The organism is Pseudoalteromonas sp. G5_S1_14_S5 (genome assembly GCF_054968605.1).
The window spans coordinates 1-17,792 of the sequence record NZ_JBQKUM010000090.1 but is presented as its reverse complement, the minus strand read 5'-3'; the positions used below and the strand labels follow the sequence as shown (position 1 = coordinate 17,792).

At 42.5% G+C, this 17,792-nt stretch carries 16 protein-coding genes; 13 read left to right on the top strand and 3 right to left on the bottom strand.

All coding sequences use genetic code 11. The features are described from left to right. Positions 1-194 precede the first annotated feature (194 nt). A complete protein-coding gene (locus ACTRWI_RS19740; protein WP_499133471.1) occupies positions 195-1,241 on the top strand; it encodes an OmpA family protein in 1,047 nt (348 codons plus the stop codon). 137 nt (positions 1,242-1,378) lie between these two features. Here ACTRWI_RS19740 and ACTRWI_RS19735 read toward each other — a convergent pair whose 3' ends face one another. Further along, complete coding sequence (locus ACTRWI_RS19735) at positions 1,379-1,777, bottom strand: OsmC family protein (protein WP_499133472.1); 399 nt, start codon at positions 1,775-1,777, stop codon at positions 1,379-1,381. Between the two features lie 202 nt (positions 1,778-1,979). On the opposite strand from ACTRWI_RS19735, the gene msrB reads away from it, so the two are divergent. Further along, on the top strand, positions 1,980-3,122 hold the full coding sequence (gene msrB, locus ACTRWI_RS19730; protein ID WP_499133470.1) for a peptide-methionine (R)-S-oxide reductase MsrB: 1,143 nt from the start codon (positions 1,980-1,982) through the stop codon (positions 3,120-3,122). Positions 3,123-3,200: 78 nt separating this feature from the next. Here msrB and ACTRWI_RS19725 read toward each other — a convergent pair whose 3' ends face one another. Next, on the bottom strand, positions 3,201-3,527 hold the full coding sequence (locus ACTRWI_RS19725; RefSeq protein WP_499133469.1) for a potassium transporter TrkG: 327 nt from the start codon (positions 3,525-3,527) through the stop codon (positions 3,201-3,203). A gap of 386 nt (positions 3,528-3,913) precedes the next feature. Here ACTRWI_RS19725 and ACTRWI_RS19720 point away from each other — a divergent pair, with 386 nt between their 5' ends. From ACTRWI_RS19720 to ACTRWI_RS19710, 3 genes are all read left to right on the top strand, one after another. Next, positions 3,914-5,029, top strand: coding sequence for a mechanosensitive ion channel family protein (locus ACTRWI_RS19720; protein WP_499133468.1), 1,116 nt, complete (start codon positions 3,914-3,916; stop codon positions 5,027-5,029). Between the two features lie 106 nt (positions 5,030-5,135). Further along, entirely contained in the window at positions 5,136-6,620 is a 1,485-nt protein-coding gene (locus ACTRWI_RS19715; RefSeq protein ID WP_499133467.1) for a mannose-1-phosphate guanylyltransferase/mannose-6-phosphate isomerase, read from the top strand. A 15-nt stretch (positions 6,621-6,635) separates the two neighbouring features. Further along, positions 6,636-8,060: a phosphohexomutase domain-containing protein gene (locus ACTRWI_RS19710; protein WP_499133466.1), complete on the top strand. Its 1,425-nt coding sequence runs from the start codon at positions 6,636-6,638 to the stop codon at positions 8,058-8,060. A gap of 105 nt (positions 8,061-8,165) precedes the next feature. Here the strand turns inward: ACTRWI_RS19710 and aroG are convergent, their stop codons facing one another. Continuing rightward, on the bottom strand, positions 8,166-9,218 hold the full coding sequence (gene aroG, locus ACTRWI_RS19705) for a 3-deoxy-7-phosphoheptulonate synthase AroG (RefSeq protein WP_499133465.1): 1,053 nt from the start codon (positions 9,216-9,218) through the stop codon (positions 8,166-8,168). Between the two features lie 1,419 nt (positions 9,219-10,637). Between aroG and cyoA the strand changes: the two genes are divergently transcribed. Genes cyoA through ACTRWI_RS19665 form a run of 8 tightly spaced genes read left to right on the top strand, consistent with a single transcriptional unit; the run spans position 10,638 to position 17,194 of the window. After that, positions 10,638-11,525, top strand: coding sequence for a ubiquinol oxidase subunit II (gene cyoA, locus ACTRWI_RS19700; RefSeq protein ID WP_499133464.1), 888 nt, complete (start codon positions 10,638-10,640; stop codon positions 11,523-11,525). Continuing rightward, a complete protein-coding gene (gene cyoB, locus ACTRWI_RS19695; RefSeq protein WP_499133463.1) occupies positions 11,515-13,605 on the top strand; it encodes a cytochrome o ubiquinol oxidase subunit I in 2,091 nt (696 codons plus the stop codon). Before cyoA ends, cyoB begins: the two co-directional genes overlap by 11 nt. Positions 13,606-13,620: 15 nt before the next feature. After that, positions 13,621-14,265, top strand: coding sequence for a cytochrome o ubiquinol oxidase subunit III (cyoC, locus tag ACTRWI_RS19690; protein WP_063523803.1), 645 nt, complete (start codon positions 13,621-13,623; stop codon positions 14,263-14,265). Further along, entirely contained in the window at positions 14,265-14,603 is a 339-nt protein-coding gene (cyoD, locus tag ACTRWI_RS19685) for a cytochrome o ubiquinol oxidase subunit IV (protein WP_005532427.1), read from the top strand. Before cyoC ends, cyoD begins: the two co-directional genes overlap by 1 nt. 12 nt (positions 14,604-14,615) lie before the next feature. Beyond that, positions 14,616-15,533 carry a heme o synthase gene (gene cyoE / locus ACTRWI_RS19680; RefSeq protein WP_499133462.1) on the top strand — a complete coding sequence of 306 codons (918 nt, stop codon included), beginning with the start codon at positions 14,616-14,618 and terminating at the stop codon, positions 15,531-15,533. After that, complete coding sequence (locus tag ACTRWI_RS19675; protein WP_499133461.1) at positions 15,533-16,153, top strand: SCO family protein; 621 nt, start codon at positions 15,533-15,535, stop codon at positions 16,151-16,153. The genes cyoE and ACTRWI_RS19675 overlap by 1 nt, the downstream gene beginning before the upstream one ends. Before the next feature lie 16 nt (positions 16,154-16,169). Continuing rightward, positions 16,170-16,682, top strand: coding sequence for a copper chaperone PCu(A)C (locus tag ACTRWI_RS19670; RefSeq protein ID WP_499133460.1), 513 nt, complete (start codon positions 16,170-16,172; stop codon positions 16,680-16,682). A gap of 14 nt (positions 16,683-16,696) precedes the next feature. Next, entirely contained in the window at positions 16,697-17,194 is a 498-nt protein-coding gene (locus ACTRWI_RS19665; protein ID WP_499133459.1) for a hypothetical protein, read from the top strand. Positions 17,195-17,792 lie beyond the last annotated feature (598 nt).

The window sequence follows — 17,792 nt, the reverse complement described above, 5'->3', positions numbered from 1 at the left end:
CTTTGAATATATAAATCTTAACAACTTTATTGACTCCCATAAGCAATCATACTAACAATATATTAACAGTTCCAATATATATTCGAACTGAATCAATGCCTTGATTTATTTAAATTTGCAGTGTGCCTATCAGTAAGAAATTGTTTTAAAGGGCTGATTCAGATAACAATAAGAGTTAATCCAAGGATAAGATTATGAAAAAACTCTCAAAGATTATGTGCGCCGTCATTGCAGCTTCAGGCTTTGCTGCTGCCCCGTCAATCTCTGCAACCACTTATGTTGGTGCGAAAGTCGGGATGGGGTGGCTAGACAGCGCGTGCGTTAGCGGTGAAAAGTGTAATGATGATGCTATCGGTGCAGGCATCTATTCTGGATACAGACTTAATGAGAGACTTGGCATCGAACTTAGTACCGACTTCTTAGGTAACTACAAGACGAGCTTTTCAAAAAATGGAATAACAGCCACATTCAGTGACCCTGTAATCGCAATATCACTTACACCGATGTACCGCCTACCAGTACAACAAGAATTTGACGTGTTTTTCAAAGCAGGCCCTGCTTATATTTCACACGGTGGTGAAGATGATGTTGTTTTATCGGCTGGTATTGGTCTAGAAAAGCAATTATCTCCTGATTGGGCGCTTCGTCTTGAATACCAATATTTTGATGATTTCGACGACAAATTTGTACAAAATCTAAACTCAAATCTCCTATCTATAGGCATAAGTTACAGTTTTGGCACTGGTACTGCTACAGCGGCAGCAGCAACTCAACCCCCATCTGAACCAATCACAGAGCCAGAAACGGTGGTTATTGAAGAGGAAGCTGAGGTTGTAGTTACCAAAGTACAAACTGAGAGCTTCTCTCAAGGTACATTTGCGACTAACAGCACAGGGCTTTCTGAAGAAGGTAAAGCAGCAATACTACCAATTGTGGAGGTCTTACAAACATATCCTCAGTCTACCGTTAACATTGTTGGTCACACCGATTCAACAGGTGCTGCTGAGTACAATATGATGATCTCTAAGAAACGTGCGGCAGCAGTAGCAGCATACATCGAAGAGCAAGGCATTGATTCAAGCCGTATTACCGCTTCTGGTGAAGGGGAAGAGAACCCAATAGCATCAAACGATACGGTTGAAGGTCGTGCGCAAAACCGTCGTGTTGAAGCGACAATTCCAAGCTTTGAGTACCAGGAAAAAATCCAAGTTGAAGAAACTGTCGTAGAGACGGCTGAATAATAGCCCTCAACATTATCCGAAATAAACAAGGGCGAAGTACTCGCAGTGCTCCGCCCTTTTCTTTAACTGTCGCTTGCTCTGAGCCGTAAGTCGAAAATAACGCCCTACAACCAACCTCAAGCTCTACAATCAGAAGACTAGATAATTTCCCAGCTGTGCGTCATTTCGACACCAGTTCCTAGCATTAGGCACACTGAACAGTACTTCTCCAATGAATCAGCGCATACTTTTGCAATCAACTCAGGAGCAAGGTTGTCACCTGAAACTTCAAAGTGAATGTTAATCGCAGTAAAGATTTTTGGCGCGGTTTCACGACGTGTAGTTTCAAGCTTTGCTTTACAACCAGTAATGTTTTGACCAGCAGATTTCAATCCATCTACCACATCAACAGAGCTACAACCACCAGCGGCCATGAGAACCATTTCCATCGGGCTTGGTGCCGTTGCACCACCGCTGCCATCCATAACAATAGAGTGGCCTGATTGAGATTGACCCAAGAAACTAAAACCTTCGACCCATTTAACTTCTGCTTGCATGCTGATCCTTAGATGACCGATAACCGTCATCACTTGTCTGTTATTTATTGTTAGTACCAACACCCTACTACTGGCGGCATTCATGAGCAAGATTTTCTCTAACACATATTTTTTTATGGATGGTGCAATTTTTTCCATCTAAAACCTGTCTCTATTCGTACATTCAAAATCGAATGAAAAAGAACGTCAAGATGAGGTATCTATGAATAAATTATCTAAAATATTGGTATCACTCGTGGTTGCACTACCACTGATTTCGTTGTTTGTCAGCCAAACTGGCACTGCCAATACAATGGATAAAACGGCTAGTTCAGGGAAAAGTGAAATCGCGACACTCGCGGGGGGGTGTTTTTGGTGTACAGAGTCTGATCTAGAGAAACTAAAAGGCGTAACAGACGTTGTCTCTGGCTATTCTGGTGGCGAGCTAGCAAACCCAACCTACAAACAAGTTTCTTCAGGTAAGTCTGGTCACATCGAAGTGATCAACGTGACCTATAACCCTGATGTTGTTAGCTATGAACAGGTTCTTGACCAATTCTTCCGACATATCGATCCAACCGATAACAAAGGGTCATTCGTAGACCGTGGTCCGCAATATAGACCTGCCATTTTCTATCATAACCAAGAGCAAAAGGACGTTGCTCAGAACTTTATGATGGAGATCGACAGGGCTCAAATCTTTGGTGCACCACTAAAAACAGAACTGATCAAATTTGAGAAGTTCTGGCCAGCAGAAGATTACCATCAAGATTATTACAAAAAGAGTAAGGTTCGTTATAACTACTACCGCTACGCTTCAGGTCGTGATCAGTATTTAGATGACATCTTCGGTGACGATAGAAAGGACAACCCTAAAACTCTACGTCATATCATCGACAGTAAAAATGCGACAGCGAATGCTAAAACATACGTAAAACCGTCTGATGCGGAGATCAAAGCGAAGCTTACAGCACTTCAATACGATGTAACGCAAGAAGACGCGACTGAGCGCCCATTTGACAACAAATATTGGGATAACAAAGAAGAAGGCATTTATGTTGATATCGTTACCGGTGAACCTTTGTTTTCGTCAAAAGACAAATACAAATCTGGTACGGGCTGGCCGAGCTTTACCCAGCCAATCAATGAAGCTTATGTAGTGACAACCACAGACTACAAATTGCTGTACCCACGCACAGAAGTTCGTAGCCAATTTGGTGATTCTCACTTAGGTCATGTCTTCAAAGATGGTCCTAAACCAACGGGCTTACGTTACTGCATGAACTCAGCGGCGATGCGCTTTATCCCAGCAGATAAACTGGTTGAAGAAGGATATGAAGAATACGTTGAGATGTTTGAGGGCTAAACGCTCAGCAGTTAACGCTACACCTATAAAAACAAAGCCAGCATAACGCTGGCTTAATTTTTCTAATTCATTAACAGGCTAGCCTGTTAGAACCGTGTCTTCTGGATACTTGAGCAGTGAAGGCTCTGGGCGAGCTAACATATACGCCAACGTCAAAGGTCCGATACGGCCAATAACCATCACAACAATCATAATGTATTTGTCAGGTTCGGTTCGATTTGCGGTTAACTCAGCCTTCAATCCTACGGTTGCAAAGGCAGAAATGACCTCGAACATGACTCGGTTAAATGCAGCTTTTTCGGTAAGCATTAACAAAAACATTACCGTTGTTAATAACGCCCCACTGACCACGATAATGGTCAATGAATTGGTTACCGCCTGCGATGTGACAGTACATTTAAACATCACAACATGCTTTTTCTAGCGTAGGAATGTCAAGAATCGTACAGTTAGCAACAATCGCTTGTGAAACATGGACGCGGCTTTTTTCACTGACTCTTCATCAATATCGACGGCTCATACCTGCGCAACAGAACTTTGAAGTTCTTTACACACAAATAAACCAAAACGCCCTAAACCGATCACTGCATATTGTTTGTCGCTCTTTTGAAATCCTGTTTAGATATTTTAGTAACACGGGATAGTCAAACCTAAATTAGTTTCTGTCTCAAAAAAGTCAATTTTGCAATAATAAGGTTATACTATTGTCATAATCGATTGATTTATAAGGGTAGATAACAACTCGAGTTTCTGCTAATTTCCAATTCATAATTTCTGCGGCAGCACACACAATGAACGAATTCTTAACCCAAGTACAAACCTACATTAACCAGAGCCATAGTGATTGGGCTAACAGTGTCCTATTCATCACTATTGCGAGTTTTCTCGCTTGGGTAGCTTGGCGAATTATCCACAATCGCTTAGAAATTCTGGCACTAAAAACCCGTTTTCAATGGGATGATCTGCTACTAAAAGCACTGAAAACTCCGGTCAGTACGTTACTTTGGTGTTGGCCGGCGACGGTCTCTATAGGATTGATTCTCCAAGACCAATTCGGAAATGAAATCAACTGGTTAAAAACACTCAAGCAAATATTGATCATATGTACCTTCGTTTGGTTTACCTTACGAATGATCACCAATACTGAAACGTACGTTCTAGAGCAGAAAAACAGGGATGAAACTACAGTACAGGCGGTTGCAAAAGTAGCTCGTCTGTTCTTTATGGCCATGGGCGGCATGACGGTCATGCAGTCGTTTGGGCTTAGCCTCTCAGGCTTACTGACCTTTGGTGGTGTGGGGGGGTTGATTGTTGGTTTGGCAGCAAAAGATCTACTCTCAAACTTCTTTGGTGGCATGATGATCTACTTCGACCGACCTTTTAAAGTCGGTAATTGGATTCGCTCTCCTGATCGTCAAATCGAAGGCACCGTCGAGCGTATCGGTTGGCGTATGACCATTATTCGCACATTCGATAAGCGTCCACTATACGTGCCAAACTCGGTATTCAGTAACATTGTGGTGGAAAACCCATCACGAATGCTAAACCGCCGAATTAATGAAACCTTTGGGCTTCGTTACGAAGACGCGAGCAAGTTAGCTGTTATCGTGAATGACGTAAAAGCCATGCTTGAAACGCACCCAGACATCGATGCTAAGCAGACGCTCATCGTGAACTTCGATAAGTTTGGCCCATCAACGCTGAACTTTTTTATCTACACCTTTACTAAGACCGTCAACTGGGTGAGATATCATGAAGTAAAACAAGATGTGCTACTGCAGGTGCTAGCCATCATTCACAAGCACAATGCAGATATCGCTTTCCCAACACAAACACTAAAAATCGATCCACAAGGTTTGAGTGAAGTTCAGGATATGGCACTTCCTAGCGCAGAAGGGCCTCGATAGCACATCGGCTCTACTGTTTATCGGCAAGTAAGTCGCTTAACGATAATTAAAAAGTGTGAAGCGTGGTAACATGGCGCCAGAATTTTAATGCACCCTGTACCACGCTATGATTTTACCTGTCATTCTAGCAGGCGGCTCTGGTAGCCGCCTGTGGCCCTTGTCTCGCGAGCTTTATCCTAAGCAGTTCCTCAATATTGCTGGCGAACAATCGATGCTTCAGCAAACCCTTATACGCCTTCAAGGTCTTGAAGCGAACTTAAGTAACGCAGAATGCGCTGCTCCGTTCATTATCTGTAATGAAGAGCACCGCTTCATTGCTGCAGAACAAGCTCGATCGGCTAACATAGCACACAGTGGTATTTTGCTAGAACCTGTCGGAAGAAACACAGCTCCCGCCATCGCACTCGCTGCATTACAGGCTTTAAATCACACAAGCTGTAACCAAAAAAATGAGTCAGATCCAATATTATTGGTACTGCCCGCTGATCATCACATCGCTAAAACAGCTGAATTTCAGCAAACGGTGGCAAGAGGCGTTGAATACGCAAAACAAGGTAAACTGGTTACTTTTGGTATTACTCCAAACGCTCCAGAAACTGGTTATGGTTATATAAAACAAGGAGAACCACTCTCCCATCATGCTTTTGCCATTGAATGTTTCGTTGAAAAACCCGACCTAGCCATCGCAGAACAATACGTTAATTCGGGGCAATACCTCTGGAATAGCGGCATGTTTATGTTTAAAGCATCACGTTACTTAGAAGAACTGGCAAAACATCACCCACAGATCCTTGAGGCCTGTAGACGCTCGCTCGAAAAACAAAATACCGACCTCGACTTTATCCGTATTAACGCAGAAGCATTCAAAAGCAGCCCAAGCGACTCTATCGACTATGCCGTGATGGAAAAAACGTCGGATGCTGCGGTGATTCCAATGGATGTTGGTTGGAATGATATTGGTTCATGGTCTGCAATCTGGGATGTCAGTGATAAAGATGAACACAACAATGTGATTGAAGGCGATGTGTTAACTGTCGATTCTCAATACAACTATATCCACGCTGAAAACAAGCTGGTTGCGACTGTAGGTGTTGAGAACCTTATTATTGTCGAAACAAAAGACGCCATACTCGTCGCGAACAAAGACAAAGTGCAAGGCGTGAAATCGATTGTCAGCCAACTGAATCAAGCCGAGCGCACAGAACATGTTCATCACCGCGAAGTGTTTAGACCTTGGGGTAAATACGATGTAATTGACCTAGGCAAACGCGACAAGGTTAAACGTATCACTGTAAAACCCGATCACAAGTTATCGCTGCAGATGCATCACCACAGAGCAGAGCACTGGGTTGTTGTAGCAGGTGTTGCGAAGGTGACCAATGATGAGAAAACCTATCTCGTAGAAGAAGACCAATCCACTTATATCCCGCTAGGACACATACACAGCCTAGAAAATCCAGGTGACACTCCACTCGAAATGATCGAAGTACAAACCGGTAGCCATTTGAGTGAAGACGACATTATTCGATACCAAGATAGTTACGGGCGGAGCAAACAATCTAGCTCTCCTCAATTCAACAAACCGAACTAAAGCAGCGACGATAGAATGAAACCGAATTTAGACCTCAGCTGCTTCAAAAATAACGATATCCGCGGCATCATTGGTGAGCAGATCGATGAGCGCCTTGCCTACCTGCTTGGTCGTGCATTTGGCGAATATGTCCTTGCACAGGCATCTAAAACATCATTGGGGGAGCTGGCTCAAGTAGTCATTGGCCGTGATAACCGTCAAACCTCACTGGCACTACAGAAATCGATGACCAAGGGTTTGATCGAATCAGGGATCACCGTGGTAGAACTCGGTATGACAGGCACAGAAGAAGTCTACTTTGCAACTCGCCACCTACAAGCCATTGGCGGAGTCCAGATTACGGCAAGCCACAATCCAATCAATTACAATGGCATGAAGTTAGTCGGTCTAGACGCCAATCCAATTTGTAAAAACAATGGGTTAGATGCAATTAAACAGCGCATTGAAGCTCTTGAGCATGAGAGAATCAGCGAACAACCGATCAGCCATGAACAAGCCGATAATTTCGTTAGAACGACCAGTATTCTCTCTCCTTATGTGGATCACCTACTCTCTTACATAAGGCCATCAAATCTTTCATCGATGAAGATTGTGGTTAACGCGGGAAACGGCGTTGCTGGGCATGTCATTGATGCCTTAGAGACTAAATTCAATGAACTGAATGCTCCAATCTCCTTAATCAAGGTTCATCACATTCCTGATGGGATGTACCCAAATGGCATCCCTAACCCTTTACTAAAAGAAAACCAAACTGCTACCCGCGATGCCGTTTTAGAGCACTCCGCAGACCTTGGTATTGCTTGGGATGGTGATTTTGATCGTTGTTTCTTCTTTGATGAGAAAGGTAATTACATTGAGGGTTACTACATCGTCGGTCTGCTAACCGAAGCCTTCTTGCTAAAGGAATCCAATGCAACTGTACTACACGACATGCGCATGACATGGAATACAATAGAGGTTGCCGAGAGACTAGGTGGCAATGCAGTGGGCGTAAAAGCTGGACATGCTTTGATCAAAGAGAAAATGCGAAAGCTCAACGCTGTCTACGGTGGAGAAATGAGCGCACATCACTACTTCCGTGATTTTGGATATTGCGACTCAGGGATGATCCCTTGGCTACTCGTCGTTGAATTGATTAGTAAAACTCAACAATCTCTTCATCAACTTATCGGATCTAGCATAGAAAGATTCCCCTCTTCTGGAGAGATCAATCGCAAGGTGGCAGAGCCAGAACAAGCTATCGTTCGTGTACTTTCATGCTATCAACAGCGTGCTGTAAACATAGATCATACCGACGGTATTAGCATGGATATGGGTAATTGGCGCTTTAACTTAAGGAAGTCAAATACTGAGCCACTAATCCGGCTTAACGTAGAAACCAAGCGAGATAAAGCTCTATTGTCACGTAAAGTCGACGAACTATTATCTTTGCTTGTTTAGAGATACTGACAGCTTCCTATTAACATCAAAAAAACCCTTACTCACGAAAGCGAATAAGGGCTTTAATTGTCTAAGTCGTTCTAGAGACAAGTTAAAGTCACTAACTTACTTGTTACGACGAGCTTCAACTGCATCTGCCAGTTGACGAAGTACTGTTTCAGTATCTTCCCAACCAATACAAGCATCAGTAATTGACTGGCCGTATGTTGGAGCTTTGCCGTCAACCAAATCCTGGCGACCTTCAACTAGATGAGATTCGATCATCACACCAAAGATAGCTTTGTCACCGCCAGAGATCTGTGCGCTCACGTCATCCGCTACGTTCAGTTGGCGTTTGAATTGCTTAGAGCTGTTTGCGTGGCTGAAGTCGATCATTACTTTCTGTGGTAGGCCTGAAGCCTCAAGCTCTTGCTTGATCTTACTAACGTGCTCTGCACTGTAGTTTGGCTCTTTACCACCACGTAGGATGATATGACAATCAGGGTTACCAGCCGTTTCAACGATAGCGGAATGGCCGTATTTAGTTACAGACAAGAAGTGGTGAGAAGCACTTGCAGAACGGATTGCGTCTGTTGCGATCTTGATGTTTCCATCAGTACCATTCTTGAAACCAACAGGGCATGAAAGACCAGATGCTAGCTCACGGTGGACTTGAGATTCCGTAGTACGTGCGCCAATTGCCCCCCAGCTAATTAAGTCTGCTACGTATTGAGGCGTGATCATGTCTAGGAATTCACTTGCTGTCGGCATACCCATGTCTGTTAAATCAAGTAATAGCTTACGTCCAAGACGCAGACCGTCGTTTAGCTTGAATGTATCATCCATGTACGGGTCATTGATCAGGCCTTTCCAGCCAACGGTAGTACGTGGCTTTTCAAAGTAAACACGCATTACGATTTCAAGCTTATCGCCTAGTTCGTCACGTATTACTTTCAAACGCTTACCGTATTCAAGAGCCGCTTCTGGATCATGAATAGAACATGGACCAACAATAACCAGCAGGCGGTCATCGTTGTCTTCTAGAATATTGTGAATTGCTTTACGGCTCTCAAAGGTTGTAGAAGAAGCAACTTCTGTCGCTGGAAACTTTTCTAAAACAGCAACAGGGGGTAATAACTCTTTTACTTTGTTAATTCTTACATCATCAGTCTGGAACATTGCTTACTTCTTCCTATATCTGTCCTTGAGCTGAATTTACGTTATCTCACGTAACTTTCCATCAGCACATATCTTCTTGTTCCCTGTAACTTAACTAGTAAAAACGCCAGTTTCAATCACTAATTTAAAAAGAACGCAATTTATTTTGTGTTTTATATTTAAAACACCCTGTATAAATTTGTTTACGCGCTATCGATTGCGCAATTTCAATCGGAAAAAGTTGAATGTTTTTCACCCATCACTTGTCAACAAAACTCTTTTATCAACAGAAACAAAAAGCCCACACTGTTAACGTAATATTTTAAATTAATTACTTTATTTTCAATGATTTAATTACACTATTGAACCCTTCTAGTTTTGGCGTTAGACACAGTTAAAGCAAGTCACCTGGCTCACCGTTTGGGAACCCTTTCTGGTCAAATCAAACATAGCTTATGCCAGCGAGATAATCGCTTGGAAGAGTAGTCCAATGGAGCGATTCTTCGGAAGCTACAAGACAGAGTGGATAGCAATTTCGTGATATCGGAGTTTTGACTAAGCAAGAGATCACATAACACGAGATATCACAGGCTACTAAAGCCAATTCAGGCCGCGTCAATATAATAGTGGTATCACACTCAATGAGTCTGAAAGGCGGAATTGGAAAGATCTTAAAGCCATGATCAATTTTAGTTGACCACTTAGCGACCAATAAGATTAAAGCCAGTAAGAACACGTAATAACGAGCAAAATTAATCAATGTGACGTTAAAAGCATTAGTATTTGTAACGAGTATCGTTATTTTGTAACGAAATACAACTGGCGCTTTACACGGCTTTACTTTACCTGCAAATTACGACCATAAACTCACAGAATGAAGGGGTAGGAAGTCGGGCGCGTTTTACATCAAGATAAAATCACAATCCTAGTCGTGGATATTGAAACAAATAGAATCCCCGAGAGTAAGTGCTGGTGACGAAATAACATCGAAAACTCCTAATCTTGTCATGTGTAATTGAATAAATAAGGTTGTGTCTGATAGACGACTAAATTCAGTTGGATTAAGACTAAGACAGGAGGCATTGCTCAAAACCACCTTAACACAATGATGTTCACTCACTCCAATCACCGCACCACGTCCTAAGCGTTTCGCTGGCTCAATAAGGTTGACAGGGAAGAGAGCACTATTTAGTCGACGTTAGTAGCGCAGGCGTGAATTTACAAGTTACAGCGCATCACGTTAGACATCAGGGTGAAAATGACTCTGGTCTACTCCGCGAGGGGTTGCAACTCTACACATCACGTAAATGCACTTGGGAATCTAATAAATTTCTATAACGTTAAATAGTTACAAACTATAAATATTTGACACTTTTTTAAAGCAGTCTTCTGATTTTGTTACTGGATTAATTAGTAGCAGTACAAAATTAGGGAGGAAAAATGAAGACAACACGTAGCAGGAAAGTTGAGATAACGATCCTTGCAATACTATCAATAGCACTCTTAACGTTTCTGTTTACTAGCAGTAACATGGTTCTATTCGATTCAAAAGGTTCGATTGGTCAAGCCCAGTCTTCGCTGATCATTACATCAGTACTTTTGATGGCAATAATTATAGTTCCTGTTTTGCTGATGTCCGTGTATTTCCCTTACAAATACCGCCACAGCAATAAAGATGCTGAATACAAACCAAACTGGGAGCACTCCACAAAAATCGAAGTGGTTGTGTGGGCTGTGCCTTGCTTAATCATTCTTGCGCTTGGTTGGATCACTTATCAAACCTCATACTCTCTCGACCCGCGTAAAGAGATTGCATCAGAAGAAAAACCGTTAACCATCCAGGTTGTTGCAATGAATTGGAAGTGGCTGTTTATCTACCCTGAACAGCAAATCGCAACAGTTAATGAGATTGCACTACCTGTTAACCGCCCAGTTAGATTCTTAGTTACATCTGACACTACGATGAATTCATTCTTCATTCCACAACTTGGTAGTCAGGTATATGCAATGGCTGGTATGGAAAATAGACTTCACCTTATGGCAGAAGAAAAAGGCGTTTACCGTGGTATTTCTGCGAACTATAGCGGCTTTGGTTTTACCAACATGAAGTTCAAAGCACACGCAGTTGACAATGCTGACTTTGACCAATGGGTTCGAAAAGTAAAAGCATCCGACAAAGTATTAAACGACAGCAGCTACGAGGTGTTAACAGCAAATGCTAAAGAGCAAATTAAAACAGCTCATCCTGTGACTTATTTTGCTTCTGTCGATCCTCTTCGATTCAAAGATATTATTGAAAAACACGCGGGAGTCCAAAATGGCTTATAAAGGCGATGTGTACGCCGATCCGGATCCTATCTTCGGCAAACTAAATTGGGATGTAATTCCATTTACAGACCCAGTCATATTACCCGTTATGCTAGGCGCCCTTCTTGGTGGACTAGCACTTGTAGCTGCAATCACTTACTACGGTAAGTGGAAGTATTTGTGGGAGCAATGGTTTACCTCCGTCGACCACAAGAAAATCGGTATCATGTACATCATTGTCGCGGCAGTGATGCTTTTCCGTGGTTTTGCTGACGCCTTTATGATGCGTACTCAACAAGCAGCAGCAACCATCAATGGAACCGGTTATCTACCTCCAGAGCACTACGACCAAATCTTCAGTGCTCATGGTGTAATCATGATTTTCTTCGTTGCCATGCCATTCGTGGTTGGCCTCATGAACATCATCGTTCCACTTCAAATTGGTGCACGTGACGTAGCCTTCCCATTCTTGAACTCTTTGAGCTTCTGGCTATTTGTTGTTGGTGCAATTCTGATCAACATGTCACTATTTATCGGTGAATTTGCTGCAACAGGTTGGCTTGCATACCCGCCGTTATCTGGTATGGAGTACAGCCCTTGGGTAGGTGTCGACTACTGGCTTTGGGCGCTCCAGATCTCTGGTATCGGTACCCTACTGACTGGTGTTAACTTTGTTGTGACCATTATTCGTATGCGTGCACCAGGTATGAAACTGATGCAAATGCCTGTGTTTACATGGACATCACTATGTGCAAACGCACTGATTGTTTTGGCTTTCCCAATCCTAACAGTAACGTTAACGCTTCTAACACTTGACCGTTACATTGACACCCATTTCTTTACAACAGATATGGGCGGTAATGTAATGATGTACGTTAACCTTATCTGGGCATGGGGTCACCCTGAAGTTTACATTCTGATTTTACCTGCTTTCGGTATCTTCTCAGAAATCACAGCGACATTCTCACGTAAACGTCTATTCGGCTATACCTCACTTGTGTGGGCAACCGCTGTTATCATGATTCTCTCATTCGTGGTATGGCTACACCACTTCTTCACCATGGGAGCTGGGGCAAGTGTTAACGCTTTCTTCGGTATTGCTACGATGATTATTTCAATTCCGACCGGGGTTAAGATATTCAACTGGCTATTTACTATGTACAAGGGTCGCGTTGAGTTTACAGCAAGCATGTGGTGGACAATTGCGTTCCTAATTACCTTCACAATTGGTGGTATGACGGGTGTTATGCTTGCCGTTCCAGCAGCAAACTTCGTACTTCACAACAGCTTATTCGTTATCGCTCACTTCCATAACGTGATTATCGGTGGTGCGCTATTTGGTTACTTTGCAGGCTTCACTTACTGGTTCCCGAAAGCAACGGGGTTCAAGCTAGATGAGAAACTAGGCAAACTTTCTTGTGTTCTTTGGACTGTAGGTTTCTTCGTAACCTTCATGCCAATTTACGTTTTAGGTTTCAGTGGTATGACACGCCGCTTGAATGTTGCTGATAACCCTGAGTGGGCACCGTTACTTTGGATTTCAGCAGTTGGTGTATTCATCATCGCATCTGGCATTGCGACTCAGTTCTACCAAGTTTACGTAAGTATTCGTGATCGTAAGAAGAACCTTGATCTTACTGGTGACCCTTGGGATGGGCGTACGCTTGAGTGGGCAACTTCTTCCCCACCAGCGTTCTACAATTTTGCGACGCTTCCTAAGATTCACGATCGTGATGAGCACCACTATGCAAAAGAGAACGGTTTAGCGTACATAGCGCCTGAACGTTACAAACGCATTCATATGCCTAAGAATACTTGGGCAGGAGTCGTAATCAGCGCATTTGCATTAACACTCGGTTTTGCATTTGTATGGCACATCTGGTGGATGGTAATCGCTAGCGGTGTTGGTATTTTGGCGTCATGGATTGCATACAGCTTTGAGCGCAACAAAGACTATTACGTTGAAGTTGCAGAAGTTGAAGCAATTGAGCGAGCACATCTAGCAAATGTTAATGACAAACAAAAATTGACTAGCAAAGAGAACAAAGACGAAGATCAGGACGAAAGTGATTCTTCTGACCTAAAACCCGCTACTGCATAGAGACTGAAAGCAATTATGACTACAGAAGTTAAACATACATTTGAACCAAACGTCGCTGCTCAGTCACATGGAGGTCATGATCACGATGATCATGACCATCACGATTACGCAGGCGATACGATCTTTGGTTTCTGGATTTATATCCTTAGTGACTGTTTATTATTTGGCACACTTTTCGCGGTGTTTGCTGTTTTCTCAAGCAGCTTTGCTGGGCAAATTGAGCCAACGGAACTGTTCAACTTAACCTTTGTTGCTGGTGAAACTGCACTACTTCTTCTTAGTAGTTTCACTTTTGGCATGGCGATGCTAAAGGCAAATAAAGAAGACATGAAAGGCATGCTTAAATGGCTAAGCATTACCTTTGCGCTCGGCCTGTCTTTCTTAGTAATGGAGCTTTATGAGTTCTGGCATTTCAGTAATGAAGGTGCCACTTTCCACAGTAGTGCATACTGGTCATCTTTCTATGCACTTGTTGCAACGCACGGTCTTCATGTATTTGCAGGTCTAATTTGGATGATTGTTCTATTCGTGCACTTTAAGCGCGATGGCTTTTCTGAAGACAATAAAACTCGTCTAGCTTGTCTGAGCTTATTTTGGCATTTCCTAGATGTTATTTGGATCTGTGTATTCAGCGTTGTTTATTTGATGGGGGTATTATAATGGCTAATTCATCTGAACACGGTCAAGGCGGACAGGCTCACGGTAGCGTAAAAGAGTATGTGAATGGTTTAATCCTATCCATAATTCTTACTGTCGTGCCTTTTGCTATGGTGATGGCCGGGATCGGTTCTAAACCGCTGATCATTGGTGTAATCATGGTTTTCGCAGTAGCACAAATCTTTGTTCAACTTGTGTTCTTTTTACATATGAACACTTCATCAAAGCAGATGTGGAATACCTCTTCTGCCGTCTTTGTTGTGGTGATTGTTGCAATAATCCTCATCGGTTCATTGTGGATTATGGAACACTTAAATCACAATATGCTGATGGGTTATTAATAGGGTTTCAGGATGTATAGGCCTTATTTAAAAATTACCAAACCCGGTATTATCGGCGGCAACTTAGTTGCCGCCATCGGTGGTGTACTTCTCGCTTCTCAAGGCAATATCGATTGGCTATTACTGCTTGCTGTTTGTATGGGTACTAGCCTTATCGTTGCCTCTGGCTGTGTTTTCAACAATGTGATCGATAAAGATATCGATCGCTTGATGAAACGCACTTGTGAAAGGGAACTCGTTAAAAATGTGATACCTGTGTCTCACGCACTTATTTGGGCTACGGTATTAGGTTTATCTGGCTTTTATATGTTAAGCCAATTTACAACTACGGTTGCGTTGCAATTTGGTGTGCTCGGATTCGTTGTCTATGTCGGTTTATATAGCCTTTATTACAAGCGTAAATCCGTTTACGGCACATTGATAGGTGGACTTTCAGGGGCCTGTCCTCCTGTTATCGGTTATTGCGCAGTAACAGGCCACTTTGATGTAGGCGCTGCAATCTTATTCATTACTTTCTGTATCTGGCAGCTTCCGCATTCCTATGCCATTGCCATTTACCGATTTGATGATTACAAAGCTGCATCCATTCCGGTTCTACCTGTAGAGGTAGGAATAGCACGTGCTCGTTTACACATCATTGCTTACATTATTGCGTTTGCTGTTGCAGCCCTAGCACTTAACTATCTCGGTTATGCGGGAAGCTGGTATGCGTTGGGTGTTGGTTTAGTCAGTCTTCACTGGCTATATATTGCCAAAGTAGGCTACCAAAAAGTGCCAGATGCGCAATGGGGCAAGCAGATGTTGCTGTGTTCAATCGCTAACATCATGGTGTTTTGTTTGCTTATTTCTCTCGACTTTTCAGAGGGAGAACTAACAGAAAATATTCAAGCTCATAACACCATAGTTTTTAATCTTCTGGGGCAAATTTAATGACGAAAAACCCTGTAAAAATTGTGCTCCTTCTTGGAGCACTTGCCATCGCTGGTATATTCGCACTTTACATAAACAACAGCACAGTCCCGATCGGAGAAAAACAAAAAGCGCTCAAAGATCTTGGCGGGGAGTTTCAATTGAATAGCCTTGATGGCACCGTCAGTCTTAACCAATTTAAAGGGCAAACTGTCGTTCTCTATTTTGGATTCCTAAACTGTGCTGAAGTCTGTCCCTCTTCAATGGGCGTGATGTCGGCTGCTTTTTCTATGTTGCCACCTGAAGAATATGCAAACGTACAAGGTATCTTTATCAGCGTCGATCCTGGTCGTGATGACCTTGATTCTCTTGATAAATTTGCAAAGTACTTTGATAAACGCATTGAAGGACTAACAGGAACTAAAAAGGAAATAGATGCCTTGACACAACAGTATGGTGTTTACTTTGATCTAGTTGATATGGAGTCTTCTGAACTTAGCTACACCGTAGACCACGCATCTCTTTTCTATATTATTAACCCAGAAGGGAAGTTGGTTGATGCAATGAGCCACACAACAACACCTGTGGAGCTAGCTGCAGGTATTGATCGAGCTCGAAGCAGAGCCCTTGCTAATAACTAAAACTATAGGGACAATTATGAAAAAGACCATATTATCAGCTGCATTGGCACTGGCTACATTCCAAGCTTCTGCTCATGACCATAGTACACACGACCATAATGCTCATGATACTGCAATGGCTGATTCTCAAACTTATCATGAAGTACAAACTATTAATGACGTACTTACGATTGAAAATGCCCGTGCTAAAGCAACAATACCAGGGGTAAAGGTCAGCACAGGTTATATGAAGATAACCAACGATGCCGATAAACCTATTCGTCTTGTAGAGGCTAAATCATCTATAGCAAAACACACTGAGATCCATCGTATGTTTATGCGTGATAGTAAGATGGCAATGCGTAAAGTTGATGCACTAGAAATACCTGCAAAAGGTTCTATTGAGCTAAAACCAAACGATTACCACCTAATGTTTATGGGTGTAACAGAGACTTTAAAGCCTGGCCAAGAAATCCAAACGACTTTAGTTGACGACACTGGTAGAAGTTTTGACGTGCAAGTTACGGTTATGCCTATGACTGAGTATTGATTCGGAGGATAGATATGAAGTTATTTGCCGGTGTGGTAGGTTTGCTGCTCCCTTTATCATGCTTGTTTAATATCGCTCAAGCAAAAACATCAATGGACAGTTTTTTTGAGAGCCAGGCTATCCCATGCTCTTCTGAGCTTCAGGAGTTAGCAACAAACGCCTTGAAAGAAAATCCTCATAGAATGCTACCCTACGCTAGTAAGTCTGATGATATTCATCTTTTCAATGCGCTGGCTGTCACCACTTATCGAGACCGTCAAAGTCATGTGACCTTTCATGGTGTCAAAAATATCGAAGGTGGATGTGATACCTCCGTCACTGAAAGCTACATTTTGCAAACCTCATGTGCTGACGCTCGACATGAAGCCTTTAGCAAATGGGACTTCGAAGGGAAATTAAACGAGCATACCTACGTGCTTAAAAGCAAAAAGATTACTGGGAAACAAGCGTTTCTTACAGAGCAGTTATCAAATTTTTGCTTAGTAACAACACGACAACTCATTAGCAACTAACCATACTCAATTCAATATCAATGCTCTGTTTCTTGATTTTTCAAGCACAGGGCATTTTTTCTAAATACTATTAAAAAGCATCATTGACATAAAAGCCTATCATCAGGTCTGATATTTATACCTTTAAGATGAGAGCGTATTTTAGAAGAGAGCAGGATAATACGTTTCTCCTAACTCGTCATAGTTCACCTCATTAGCGATTGTATTCACTTAACTAAATTTTTCAAACCGCTGCTTAGGAGCTGTTCCATTTGGATATTAAAGGTTTATCGGCTCAATCGGTCGAGAGAAAAAAGACAAGAATTGAGGCCGAGGGTATTTCCCCCTGAATCTACAAGTGAGAACAAACGCCCTAAATGCCCACCATTATGCCTGCCGTGATAAGCGCTTAACCCTTAATCCATAAAGTTTTGTCATGAATGAGAAGTCCATACTTATGAGGCACTTCTTCCAGATCGCTTCTCTGGTAATGGGTTTCAAACCCTCACCTTTCAGTTATTTGGGTGGGGCTAACACAAACGTAGTTATGGATCTTAGGGCTTCTTATCATACTTAAGTGGTTTTACTATAGAATCTAAGCCTTCAATCTTGAGGGTGT